Genomic DNA, 13160 nt, shown 5'->3' with positions numbered 1-13160 from the left:
AGGATTTGGGGTGTCGGGACGTCGTGGTCCGGCGTCGCGTCGGGATCAGCTTGCGGGCGATCCCGATGCAAGGGCTGACGCGACATCAGTGTCGCGTCAGCAAGTCGCGTGGTTGCCAGTTCGTAGCGAAGCCTGTTAGACGAAGGCGATATCGCTCCAGTCCAGTGTGCCGCCGCCGTCGAAGTTCACGATGATGGTGCTGGTCAGCCCGTTCGTTGCATCGGCATAGGTGATGACATTGCCGGACAGGCTGCCGCCTGCACTCTGGAATGCCGCGGCATTTGCCCAGCCGAAACCTGAGAACTGGATCTGATCGGCGTCGTCGAAGAAGTCGGTGATGACGTCGTTGCCCCAGCCCTGGGCAGTGGTACCCGCGGCAGTGTCGTAATAGTCGGCGCTCCAGCGGAATGTATCCACCGATACGGCGCCGTTGCCGCTCAGCACGTCATTGCCCGCGAAGCTGAGGAGAACGTCGTCGCCCGTCGTGCCGGTTTGGTTCGTTCCCTGTTCGGCGAAGTAGTCCGTCAATCCCGCAAACGACTGACCGAAGAACGTCCCGCCATCGACCTGCCCGCCATGCGATAGCGAATAGATCGCCTGATTGAAGGTGGTGGTGACGGGCATGTAGCCGCTGCTATTGGTGATGATCAGTTCCTGATCTTGCACCCACAGATCCGTGGCCGGCACATATTCAAGATTATGGCCGAGCGTGAGCGATTCCACGTCGCCGTTGAACGCACCGGGCGAATAGGTGTAGTCATGGATATTCATGATGACGGAAGGCAGATTGTTGTCGGTGCCTTCGGTATCGACACCGGCGACCATTGATCCTGGCCGGTGAACGAGGTGGAGAACCAGCCGTTTCCGTTGTAGGTGAAGTTGGCATCGTACGACGCCAGATAAGTCGCGAGATTACTGCTCGCAGCCGTGAGCTGAATATTTAAGGTCATTCTGGATATCCTTCTCTGCTGTTATGCCCGTCGTGCGACGAGCGACCCATCCCCGGCAAGGGAGCTTGGGGATTCCTAAAATTTGTAGTTCAGTGACACCGTCGCAGTGCGGCCCGGCGCGGCGTAGAAACTGGCGCCGACCGCGGGTGCATAAGCGAGGTCGGTGACATTGTTCACGGCGAAGCGCAGCTTGGTCGCTTCGTCGAAGCTGTAGGACCCATAGATGTCGTAAACACGGTAGCCCGGCATCTCGTAGCCGCTGCGCAGCGAACCCAAAGCAGGGGCGGTCTTCGAGACGTCGACGATGCGTGTGCCGAGCGTCAGCTTCTCGTCGAACAGTCGGATGCCGGCATCGAGCGTGACGCGCAGCTTCGGCTGTTCGAAGATGACGGCGGCGCCGAGGCCGCTATTGATAGGCATGTTCCTGCCCGACGGGGTCGTGAAGCTGTCGGCGAAGTCGGTGTCTATGCGCGTCACCGTGCCGCCGATATAGAGGAATCGCGCGTCGTAATTGGCCTCGATCTCGACGCCCTTCATGCGGGTGACGCCATTGAGATTGACGTAGGTCTGGTACTGTTTGGCGGCTTCCGTATTCCGGATCTGACCGAAGCTGATGTAATCGGTGATCTCGCGATAGAAGCCGACGCTCTTGAAGCGGATTGTGTCGCGCTCGGTCAGGATGCCGTTGGCTAGGACATTGAACCCGGCCTCATAGGTGTCGCCGCGTTCCGGACGCAGGAATGGGTTCGGCGCGTAGCCATTGATTTCATTTGCGTCGTGGCCGCCATTCAGGAACGATTCCATGATTGTCGGGGGCCGATAGCTCTTGGAATATTTGGCGAAGGGCTGCAGCCAATCGGTGGGCTGAAAGGCAACCGTGAAGCTCGGTAACCAGGCGCCGCCGGATTTATCGATCTCCACATCATAGCTCGGATAGACAGGGGGACCGTAGATCGGCTCATATTTCGGCAGAATAGTGTCCCAGCAGCCGCGCCGGTTACAGCCGGCCGGCTTACCGGGGTCGGTCATCTTCTGACCGATGACCGGCGGCTTCGGATCGCCATAAATCGTCGCATTGCCAGCGATATGATACCAGTCGTAGCGGACACCGCCGATCAGGGTCACCCATTCCGTTGGCTTGAGAGTGGCCGTGCCGAAGCCACTGGCGACGTCGCGATCTCCGCTCGGTGTGCCGCCGGTCAGGGTGCTGGAATAGTCGACGCCGTTGGCGTCGGTGAAGCCGCGTTGCAGCTTCGTCTTGCCGGTGTCACTGAACGCTTCCAGGCCGTAATTGAGCGCCAGCGCGCCAATTCCCGTCTCGAAGCGACTGGTGTTCTCGACGCTGCCGCCCAGCGTCGAGAATACGAAGTTCGAAGGCCCGGTCAGCGCAAAGGCGCCATCGGAGACCGTGTCGTTCTTGAGGTGGTTGTAGTAGAGCTTTGCTTTCAGATTGACGATGTCATTGCCCGGATTCCAGTCGAGCGCTGACGTGAATGTGTCGTTGGCGACCTGTTCGCTGGACTTGAGGATGCCCCCGCGTGCGATCGTGTCATCGTAGTTTCCGGTATTGTACCGGGAATCGTTATGCAGCCAGCCGATCGTGATCTTGACGTCTTCGGTCGTCAGTGCCTCGGCCTTGAGGATCGTCGAGAACACCTCCTGGCCGGAGAACAGGAAGACATTGCCGTCATAGGCCGTGGTGCCGCCACCGATCGTGCCGTTCTTGCCGATATCGTAGGCGCCGATGTTCTTGTAGCTGACGCCGCCGAGCACCGAGAAACGCTCCGACACGCGGACGGCTGCGGCCGTCGAACCGTCGAAATTGTTGGTACCCGTAGTGGCATTCACCATGCCGCCATATTGATTGCCGGGCTTGATCAGGTCGTCGGCGATGAAGGTGCGGAAATTGACAAGGCCGCCGAGCGCGCCGGCGCTTCCAACGCCCGATGTCGTGCTCTTCTCCACGTCGATCTGGCGCAGGAAGGCGGTGTCGACATAGGTCCGCTGCGTCGCACCGTGGCCGCTGCGCTGGAAGTTCTGCCGCGCGCCGTCGATCATGGTGGCAATGCGGTCCTGGTCCTGCAGGCCGCGGATATTGACGCTGATGCCAGGGTTCTGCGCCGCCGAGCGGTTGGCATAGACGCCGGCGACATTGTCCAGGAGATCGCGTGCGTTGCGTGTCGGGCTGCTCTCGATCGCCTCGCGGGAAATCACGCTGACCGCGGCCGGTCGCTGATAGACCCAGTCCGGCGTTCCCTGATAACCGGAGCCCGTCGTATTATCGCTCCTGGCCGCATCGACGACGATCGTATCGAGCTGGACGCCGTCGCCCGAAGGGACGGGCCCCGCGCGGCTCTGCGACGGATCGATCAGCAGCGCGGCTTTCGGGCCGGTGATGCGATACGTAATTCCCGTGCCGGCCAGGAGCTGTGCGAGCGCCTGTGCCACGGTGTAGTTGCCGTTTAACGGTTGGCTGCGGATGTCTGGCGCGAGCTGGATCGTGTAGAGGATGCGCCATCCGCTGCTGGCGCCGAGGTCGGCAATTGCGGCTGCAAGAGGTTTGGCGGAAATGTTGAGCGGGTAGGTCGTGGAAGCGGTCGCTGTTGCGTCGACACTGTTTTGGCCAAAGGCCGGTATTGTCGTGATCAACGGCAATATGCCGATCAGCCCGCTCGCCACATGGCGAGCGACGCCCCGTCTACCCCCGAACCGCATTACGCACGAACTCCGCTGTCTCGTTGTTTGCTGTGCGCCGCCCCAGCGCCGCGAAGAGCTTCTGCTCTTCACCCAGTTCAACGAGTCACGAAATCAAACCCACATCAGGTCGGTGCGTGTTGCGGTTTAGAATTCCGGTAAACAGCGGAGGAATTCAGTAGATAACGGTCACCCAGGGGGTGATCTGGGCGACGTTGCCCTCGATCATGCCAGCAATGGCTGTGAGGCTTTCATCGACATTCGTGGTCGGAAACGTGCCGGAGACGAGCAGATCGCTGAAGCGACCGCGGATGACGATGCGGCTCGATGTCTGACGCTGCAGCGCTTCGACGACCCGATATAGCGGAACGCGGTCGAAGACCAGGCGACCGGATATCCACGCCAGCCTCGCCTCAATATCTCCGGTTTCGACGGTGCCGAGTTTTCCGCCTGACACGCGCATATGCTGGTTTGCCGATAGCTTGACGGTCGTATCGCGGTCCTGGCCGGCGACCGACACCAGTCCGCGTTGAACCGTCACCTCGACACCATCAGCCGTTCGGTCGATATTGAAGGCAGTCCCGAGCACGCGGATTTCGCCTGCGCCGCTGTCGACCATGAAGGCCGTCTGGTCTGGCTTTACATCGAAGAAGGCCTGGCCACGGCGTAGGACGACCCGGCGTCGACCATCCTTGAAGTCCAGGTCGAGGGCAGTGTCGGCACCGATGTTCAGGCGGGAGCCGTCCGGCAGGTCGCGGGCGACCACCTGACCACGCGCCGTGACAATATCTGCTTGCCAGTTCTCGACCATCGATGGATTGACGAACCAGATGACGCAGGCCGCTGCGATCGCTGCCGGCAATGTCGGCCACCATCCCATCCGGCGCCGGGCCGCGATGTTGCCGCGACGATGGTCGCGTGCAGCCAGCCGAATGGCAGGCTCCTCAAGCTGCTGCCAGATCGCCGCTGCTTCGCGATACGCAAGTTGATGACGATGATCCTCATTGAGCCATTGCCGAAAGGACGCTTCGTCGGCCTCAGTTGTCGTCCCGTCGCGTCGGATGAGCCAGAGATCAGCGGCGGCGCACTGTGCTTTCGTTGGCCGGTCGCCAGGTTTCATCAGCAATTCCTTCGATCGATCGAAAAGGCGACGCGGGAATGCTCCTGCCGTTAGAAGCGTTCCAGCTACTCCTACCTTTACAACGAGCGACGAGAAAGAACCCACATCCATTTTAGCGGAAATCTTTGCTGGCGAGGTTGAGATGATCATTCACAGCGGCGCGGCAGTGTTGCATGGCGCGTAGCAGATGTTTTTCGACGGCACTCACGGAAATGCCGAACCGCTGTCCGATCTCGGCATTGGATTCGCCATTGACACGTCGGCGAATGAAAATCTCGCGGGTTCGGGTGGGGAGCTGCGCGAGCGCGCGATCCAGTGCAGCGACGGCTTCGCGCGCCTGCAATGCTGCATCTTCCGATGGCTGCCCGGGGCTGAGCTGTTCAGGCAGTACGTCGGCGAGCATATGATGCCGCCGCGATGCCGTCAGGTTATGGTCGATCGCGGCGTTCCGGGCTGCAGCGTAGAATACTCGCTTGTTGTCTTCATCCGAGCCGTTAGTCCCGGCGGCAAGCACCCGGGCGAAGACATCCTGGACGATCTCCGAAGCCACTTCACGATCACGGACCCGGCGACGCACGAGCGTTTCGAGATGAGCGCGATGTGACGTAAAGAGCCTCGCGATCGTGCTCTTCCAGAGGGTCATGATGTCACGCGTTCGAACAAGACGGGCTTCGATGCGTTGCGGCGATCATTGAGAACGGGGCAATAGCTGACCCATACAAACGATATGTTGTCTGTATGACGAGATCGTCGACCATGTCACCGACGGCGCCAATGTCGCTATCGGAAATCTCGCTCATCACCGGTTCCTGTAGTCAGGATATTCCTGATTGTCCGGCAGAGATAGACGGTACCACTGTCCAGCTCAAGTTATTGATGAGGACATGATATAGAACGGTTCGAAATTCACGGAAGCCCGGCCATGCGAAGTGCCGGCACGGGATATTCCGACACTCAGGCCGCAGCCACGATCATGTGTGCCTGAATTTTAGCAGCAACCTCGCCGTTGCCATGTCTGCGCGCAATTTCAGATGCTGCGTAGTCAGTTGCAGCTTCCAGTTTTCCCGCGTCTCTGGCTTCGATTTCGGTGCGAAGAACAGTTCCCTGACAATAAGCAACGGCCGGAAGGCGCGGCGAGGATGCACGGCTTTGTTCGGCTCTTGTCTCGATCATCACATGGGAGAAACCTGCGTCCTCCAGCTCGCGACGGATCAGTGCCGTATCGTGGTAGCCGTGTGGCGTGCGCGCCAGAAAGCGCGGCGGATCGTCCGGGAAGATCTTTGCGAGAGCATTCGTCACATCGTCAGCAAATACATTGTCCTCGATGCGATCCCATACATTGAATAAAAGATGTCCTCCGGGCTTCAGAACTCGCTTCGCTTCGCGGTAGGCAGATGGGCGATTAGGAAAGAACATCGCACCGAACTGACAACACACGAGATCGAAGGCCGCATTTTCAAACGGGAGCGCCAGAGCATCCGCTTGTCGCCATGTGATGCGATTGTCCGGAGCTTGCCGCGACGCAGCGTAGTCGAGCATCGGCTGGTTGAGGTCGGTGACAATATAGCTTGCGCCGGGGGATAATCTTGGCGCCAACGCGCGGGTGACAACTCCGGTGCCCGCGGCGATTTCCAGAACGGCGCCTGGCGCGAAAGACGCTGCGCGTTGTGCGAGATCTGCGGCGTAGGGCTCGAAAATCAACGGCACCATATAGCGGTCGTAGTTTTCCGGAATCGAGCCAGCGAACAACTTGTCGGTTTCCAGCATTGCTATCACCCGTCGTCCGTTTGATGGCGCGCGAGACTAGCATGGATTGTCGGCTTCGTCCCGAAGGGCGAGAGCCGGGCCAGGGCCATTGCGTCTGGCCGAACGTCAGTGATTCAAATTCTCCAACCGGGAGCTCGAACGATGCGGCTGTCCAGATGAGGGACAGCTCCATTGTCCGTGTGCATCAGGATGGGGCGTGCATCGTCAGGACCAGAAACAGTCGGTCTGATTGTCGCGATGACTACTTCAGCGCATCCGAGACCAGCCTGAATTTCTGGATGCGCTTTCCGGTGTCGACTTCGGCCGTGTAGACGTTGCCCTTGGCATCGACAGCCATGGCGTGAATCCAGTGGAACTGGCCGGCCTGGCGGCCGTTGCGGCCGAAGGTGCCGACGACCTTGCCATCGTCGCGATTGATGACGCGGATCTCGTTGTTCTCGCCATCCGCCGTCAGCAGCCAGGTCTGTTTCGGGTCGGGCCACACCGCGAGATCCCACACCGCGCCGTTGCCGAGCGTGGCCTTCTCGTAGAACCACTCCTTCACGAAGCTGCCGTCCTTCTTGAACACCTGCACGCGGTTGTTGATGCGGTCGCAGACATAAACAAGGGCGTCATTGGCGAGCTTCACGCAATGCACGGGATTGCCGAACTGCTGTGCCACCGGCGCGTTCGGGTCGTAAGCCGCCTGCTTGTCGTCATTCGGCTTGTTGCCATAGGCGCCCCAGTGCCGCTTGTAGGCGCCGGTGGTGGCGTCGAATACGATGACGCGGCGATTGCCGTAGCCGTCGGCGACATAAATCTCGTTGGCATCCTTGTCGATGGCGGTCTCGGCGGGCTTGCCGAGCTGGGTGGTGTCGTTGCTGCCCTTGCTCGGCGCGATCTTGCCGATCTGCATCACGAACTTGCCGTCGGTGGTGAATTTCAGGATTGCATTGTCGTTGTCCAGATTGCCGCCGACCCAGACGAAACCATCGTCGCTGACCTCGATGCCATGCTCGCGGCCGACCCATTCATAGCCTTCGCCGGGCCCGCCCCATGAGCGCAGCAGATTGCCGGCGGCATCGAACTCCAATACGGGCGGCGCTGAGACGCAGCACTTCGAACGCGGCGGATTGAGTGCCGCGCCTTTCTCGTCATCGGTCAGCGAGCGCGGGCGGTGGATCACCCAGATGTGGCCGTCCTTGTCGGTCGTGATGCCGCCGACCTGGCCGAGGATCCAGTTGTTCGGCAGCGGCTTCGGCCAGGACGCGTCGACCTCGAAGCGGGGGATATCGGCGGCGCGGGAGGAGGGAGGTGCGAGGGACAGCGCGGCGAAAGCGAGGGCTGCTGTTGCAAGTGCACGCAGTGACCGCGCGCGATGAGTTGGCGACGCCATGACGACCTCCCTGATTGTCGGTGCGGGTTGTCCCGCTTGGGAGGGAGTGAAGGCTTGAGATTGGGAAGAGTCAATCCTGTGCACTCTCGGTCGTCATGCCCGGACTTGTTCCGGGCATCCACTCCTTGGCCGCAACGTTAGACGTGGATGGCCGGGACAAGCCCGGCCATGACGGAGTGAGGGGCGTTCTACGAAATCGTCATGACGGCGCATGGAAGCCCATCACCTTGCCGGTCTTATAGTCATAGAATTTCCCGGTCTCGGTCCAGGACGGCAGGCAGAGCGGCACGATGGTCTCGGCAACTTGCGCCGGCGTGTCGAGTGTCTCGGGATCCTCGCCGGGCATCACGATGGCGCGCATGTGCGTGCGCACGGGACCGGGATTGAACAGGTTGACGCGGATGTTCGTCGTGGCGGTCTCGTTGGCCCAGACGCGCACCAGCGTTTCCAGCGCAGCCTTGGAGACGGCATAGGGGCCGCGATAGGCGGAAGCCTTGCTGGCGGTGCCGGATGTGAGGAACACCGCGCGCCCGGCATCGGACTGCTGCAGCAGTGGCTCCATGCAGCGGATCAGCTGGAAGTTGGCCGTGAGGTTGGTGGCCATGGTGTCGTTCCAGGCCTTCAGCTCGATATGGCCGAGCGGCGACGAGGGGCCTGCGACGCCAGCATTGCCGACCAGAATGTCGAGCTTGCCGTGGCGCTCATGCAGAGCGGCGCCGAGCCGCGACAGGCCGTCGAGATCGGTGATGTTCAGCGGCACCAGCGTGGCGCTGCCGCCCTCGGCACGGATCGCGTCGTCGAGTTCTTCGAGGCCGCCCTGGGTGCGCGCCACGGCGACGATGTGCGCGCCGGCCTTGGCCAGCGCCAGCGCAGTGGCATAGCCGATGCCGCGCGAGGCGCCGGTGACGAGGGCGATGCGGGAGGCGAGGGGAAGGGTCATGGCGCGGCTCATAAATCTCAGGCGTCATCCCCGCGAAGGCGGGGATCCATACACGGGAGGGTTATGATGCGGAAAGGTGGTTGTGTCTAATCCAGAGCCAAACAAATTAGATCGTGGCTATGGATCCCCGCTTTCGCGGGGATGACACCCGATAAGACTGCGATCAGCTCGCCTCGGCCAGCAGCGAGAGCTGCCGCGGGGCATCGATCTCGCTCATGTCGGTGAGCGGGGTCGGATAGTCGCCGGTGAAGCAGTGGTCGGCGAATTTCGGATGGGCGGGATCGCGGCCGGGTTCGCCCATGGCGCGGTAGATGCCGTCGACCGAGACGAAGGCCAGCGAGTCCGCGCCGATCAGGTCGCGCATTTCTTCCAGCGTGTGCGTGGCGGCCAAAAGACCCGCGCGGTCCGGCGTGTCGATGCCGTAATAGTCGGGATGGGTGATCGGCGGCGACGCAATACGGAAGTGGACTTCCCTGGCGCCGGCGTCGCGCATCATCTTGACGATCTTCTTCGAGGTGGTGCCGCGCACCAGACTGTCGTCGATCAGCACAATGCGCTTGCCTTCGATGGCGGCGCGGTTGGCCGAATGTTTCATGCGCACGCCGAGTTCGCGCACGCTCTGGGTCGGCTGGATGAAGGTGCGGCCGACATAGTGATTACGGATGATGCCGAGTTCGAACGGCACGCCCGAAGCGCGGGAGTAGCCGATCGCGGCAGGCACGCCGGAGTCCGGCACCGGCACGATCACGTCGGCTTCCACATGGGTCTCGCGGGCGAGCTGTTCGCCCATTGCCTTGCGGGTGTCGTAGACCGAACGTCCGCCGACGATCGAGTCCGGACGTGCGAAATAGATATATTCGAAGATGCAGGGGCGCGGCGCTTGCGGCGCGAACGGCTTGTGGCTCTGCGCGCCGTTCTCGTCGAACACGATGACTTCGCCAGGCTCGATGTCGCGAATGTACTTGGCGCCGATGATGTCGAGCGCGCAGGTTTCCGAGGCGAGGATCGGCGAGCCGTCAAGTTCACCCAGCACCAGCGGGCGGATGCCGAGCGGATCACGGGCGCCGACCAGCTTCTTGTTGGTCAGCGACACCAGCGCATAGGCGCCTTCGATGGCGCGGAGTGCTTCAATATAGCGGTCGATGAAACGGTTGCGCTTGGAATGCGCGACGAGGTGCAGGATGACCTCGGTGTCGGTCGTCGACTGCATCATCGCGCCGTTCTTCACGAGCTCGCGGCGCAGGGTCAGACCGTTGGTGAGGTTGCCGTTATGGGCTACTGCAAAACCGCCGGCATTGAGTTCGGCGAATAGCGGCTGGACGTTGCGGAGAATGGTTTCGCCCGTGGTGGAGTAGCGGGTGTGGCCGACGGCGGCGGTGCCGGGCAGGCGCTCGATCACTTCGCGGCGGGAGAAGGTGTCGCCGACGAGGCCGAGGCGACGTTCGGAATGGAAGCGCTTGCCGTCGAAGGCGACGATGCCGGCCGCTTCCTGGCCGCGATGCTGGAGGGCGTGGAGACCGAGCGCGGTGATCGCCGCCGCATCGGGATGGCCGTAGATACCAAATACACCGCATTTTTCGCGGAGCATGTCGCCGTCTAGATCGGGATTTCGCATGGTGGTGCTCGCGTCGTCGGAAGGGCTCTGCATCGGATCCATCGCGCCTTTCAGGTGTCGCGAGAAACTAAGAACGCCTAGCGTCCCGCCGGTTTGCCATCGATCAGCTTTTTCAGGCTGTCGCGGGCAGGTTTGGAATAGCCATCCGCGGCGCCGGGCGCTGCGGGCTCGGCGTCGGTCGTATCCTCATCGGGTTTGTTTTTCTTGAACCTCTTCAAGATGGTGTTTTCAGGGTCATCCGGCAAGAGTGCCATCAGCCAATCGCCGGTTCCCTGCAGCACGACGCGCGATTTGGCACCCGTGACCCAGTCCGGACGCTGCTTGTCCGGGACCAGCCATGAGAAGAACAGGAAGGCGACGACCACGATCAGGAGGCCGCGGGCGAGGCCGAACAGGAAGCCGAGCGTGCGGTCCAGCGCGCCGATGCGCGAATCCAGGATCATGTCGGAGATGCGGACGGTGATGATCGAGACCACGATCAGCGTGCCGATGAACACGCCGGCCACCACCACGATGCTGGCGACGGTATCGTTGTTGAAATAAGTTTTAGCGGTCGGGAGCAGCTTCTGGAAAGCAAATAGCGTGACCAGCGCCGCTGCGCCCCAGGCCGCGATCGACAGGATCTCGCGCATGAAGCCGCGGACCATGGCCAGCAGGCCGGAGATCAGCATGACGCCGAGCAGGACAAGGTCGAGAATCGTGATCGGCATCGGCTGGTTAGGTCCGCTCGTGAATCAGAAACCGCGAATCGGCACAGGCTGCCGCTTCAGGTGACGGTGATATGGCACGTCTCGCAAGGCCGGAAAACCGCTATCGGCCGCAAGAGCACACCTGATCACACCATTGTTCCGCTTTCGGCAGAGTGCCTTAACGGAGCGTGTTGCACATCTGCGCAGTCTGTCGCGCGCGCATTCTATAGCGGCCGCGGCAGCGCAGGTCACGTCGCTGTCAGCCGTCCTGGCGCTTGAATCGCGCCGGTACGGTATTTTTCTCGGTATCTGTGCTTTTGCTGTTGTCGCGCGTGGGTTTGACGCCGCGCGCAGCGATATCGGCGACCAGCGAGGTCAGGCCGCCGATGGTATTCAGCGACAGTCCGGCGTCGCCGCCGGGGTCGCCGCGCGCCGATTCCGGCAGCACTGCGCGGCCGAAGCCGAGTTTTGCCGCCTCTTTTAGCCGCGCCGAGGTCTGCGCCACCGGGCGCACTGCGCCGGACAGCGAGATTTCGCCGAAATAGACCGCGTCGGTGGGTAGCGGGGCATTGCAGAGCGACGACACAAGTGCTGCGGCCGCGGCCATGTCGGCGGCGGGCTCGTTGATGCGCAATCCGCCGGCGACATTGAAATAGACGTCGTAGCCCGACAGCTTGACCCCGCAATGGGCCTCCAGCACGGCCAGCACCATGGACAGCCGGGATGAATCCCAGCCCACCACGGCGCGGCGGGGGGTGCCCAGTGTGGTCGGCGCAACCAGAGCCTGCAGTTCCACCAGCACCGGGCGGGTGCCCTCCATGCCGGCGAAGACGGCGGTGCCCGGCGAGCCGAGATCGCGATCGGACAGGAACAGCTCGGACGGGTTGGAGACCTCGCGCAGGCCGAGACCGGTCATCTCGAACACGCCGATCTCGTCGGTGGGGCCGAAGCGGTTCTTCACTGCGCGCAGGATGCGGAACTGCTGCGAGCCTTCGCCCTCGAAGGACATCACGGCATCGACCATATGCTCGACCACACGGGGCCCGGCGATCTGGCCGTCCTTGGTGACATGGCCGACCAGGATGATGGTGGCGCCGGATTTCTTGGCAAAGCGAATGAGCGCCTGCGCCGAGGCGCGGACCTGGGTCACGGTGCCCGGCGCGGATTCCACGGTGTCGGTCCACATGGTCTGGATCGAGTCGATCACGATCAGCCGCGGCACCGTGCCTTCGGACAGCGTGGCGATGATATCTTCGACCGAGGTCTCGGACGCGAGCTGCACCGAGGCGTCTGCAAGGCCCAACCGCGACGCGCGCAGCCGCACCTGTGCCACGGCTTCTTCGCCGGAGATGTAAACCACGCGATGGCCGGCCCGCGCCATCAGGCTGGTGGCCTGCGTCAGCAAGGTCGATTTACCGATGCCGGGATCGCCGCCGATCAAGAGCACCGAGCCGCGCACGAAACCGCCGCCCGTGACGCGGTCGAGCTCGCCCATCCCCGAGGCAATGCGCGGCGCATCGTTGCTCTGGCCGGTCAGGCTTTCGAGATTGAAGGTGCGCCCCTTGCGCTTGGAGCGCGCGCTGACCGGAATCGTGGTGACGCCGGTGGTGTCCTCCTCGGCCAGCGAATTCCACTCGCCGCAGGCGTCGCACTTGCCCTGCCACTTGTTATAGGCGGCACCGCAATTCTGGCAGACGAAGGAGAGGAGGTTTTTGGCCATTGGTGGAGGGAATCGCGGCTGTGGGTGTTTTTGGTTTGTTCTCTTGGTCTACGCGGTTGAACGGGGCATTTGCAAGTTTCTTCTCGAAGGGTTCGCCAGCCTTGCCGGGTGGGACGCATTGACCGGCACATGGGCAAGGTCTATTTGGTTGCCAAAATTCCGACGCGCGAGAACTGGTCGGCAATGTCGGCCTGGATCGCCTTTGCCGCGGCGATGCCGGAGGTGCAACCTCTGCAGTGGTCCTGTTCAACTTGGCGATTGCTTACGCTCGGTAGACGCGCCGCGAGCAG

11 protein-coding genes are annotated in these 13160 nt (G+C 62.1%); all 11 read right to left on the bottom strand.

From position 1 onward, the window contains the following. Positions 1-135: 135 nt before the first annotated feature. A complete protein-coding gene (locus AB8B20_RS06445; RefSeq protein WP_439072038.1) occupies positions 136-825 on the bottom strand; it encodes a hypothetical protein in 690 nt (229 codons plus the stop codon). Next, positions 768-950: a hypothetical protein gene (locus AB8B20_RS06440; RefSeq protein ID WP_439072037.1), complete on the bottom strand. Its 183-nt coding sequence runs from the start codon at positions 948-950 to the stop codon at positions 768-770. The genes AB8B20_RS06445 and AB8B20_RS06440 overlap by 58 nt, the downstream gene beginning before the upstream one ends. Before the next feature lie 75 nt (positions 951-1025). After that, positions 1026-3599, bottom strand: a complete 2574-nt coding sequence (locus AB8B20_RS06435; protein ID WP_439072036.1) for a TonB-dependent hemoglobin/transferrin/lactoferrin family receptor — start codon at positions 3597-3599, stop codon at positions 1026-1028. Positions 3600-3819: 220 nt separating this feature from the next. Next, positions 3820-4764: a FecR family protein gene (locus AB8B20_RS06430; RefSeq protein ID WP_439072035.1), complete on the bottom strand. Its 945-nt coding sequence runs from the start codon at positions 4762-4764 to the stop codon at positions 3820-3822. A gap of 112 nt (positions 4765-4876) precedes the next feature. Further along, positions 4877-5407, bottom strand: coding sequence for an RNA polymerase sigma factor (locus AB8B20_RS06425; RefSeq protein WP_439072034.1), 531 nt, complete (start codon positions 5405-5407; stop codon positions 4877-4879). A gap of 311 nt (positions 5408-5718) precedes the next feature. Next, on the bottom strand, positions 5719-6531 hold the full coding sequence (locus AB8B20_RS06420; RefSeq protein ID WP_439072033.1) for a class I SAM-dependent methyltransferase: 813 nt from the start codon (positions 6529-6531) through the stop codon (positions 5719-5721). 241 nt (positions 6532-6772) lie between these two features. Continuing rightward, entirely contained in the window at positions 6773-7906 is a 1134-nt protein-coding gene (locus tag AB8B20_RS06415) for a hypothetical protein (protein ID WP_439072032.1), read from the bottom strand. 199 nt (positions 7907-8105) lie between these two features. Continuing rightward, positions 8106-8846: an SDR family NAD(P)-dependent oxidoreductase gene (locus AB8B20_RS06410; RefSeq protein ID WP_439072031.1), complete on the bottom strand. Its 741-nt coding sequence runs from the start codon at positions 8844-8846 to the stop codon at positions 8106-8108. A 163-nt stretch (positions 8847-9009) separates the two neighbouring features. Continuing rightward, complete coding sequence (gene purF / locus AB8B20_RS06405) at positions 9010-10503, bottom strand: amidophosphoribosyltransferase (RefSeq protein ID WP_081421779.1); 1494 nt, start codon at positions 10501-10503, stop codon at positions 9010-9012. A gap of 35 nt (positions 10504-10538) precedes the next feature. Continuing rightward, positions 10539-11171 (bottom strand): CvpA family protein, encoded by a 633-nt coding sequence (locus AB8B20_RS06400; RefSeq protein ID WP_068731040.1) that lies wholly within the window; start codon positions 11169-11171, stop codon positions 10539-10541. Between the two features lie 238 nt (positions 11172-11409). Continuing rightward, a complete protein-coding gene (radA, locus tag AB8B20_RS06395; RefSeq protein ID WP_184517454.1) occupies positions 11410-12870 on the bottom strand; it encodes a DNA repair protein RadA in 1461 nt (486 codons plus the stop codon). Positions 12871-13160: the final 290 nt, after the last annotated feature.

It is taken from the genome of Tardiphaga sp. 866_E4_N1_4 (assembly GCF_052076075.1).
Lineage (GTDB): Bacteria > Pseudomonadota > Alphaproteobacteria > Rhizobiales > Xanthobacteraceae > Tardiphaga > Tardiphaga robiniae.
Note: the sequence above shows the minus strand (reverse complement) of the source record. Positions and strands in the feature narration are given on the sequence as shown.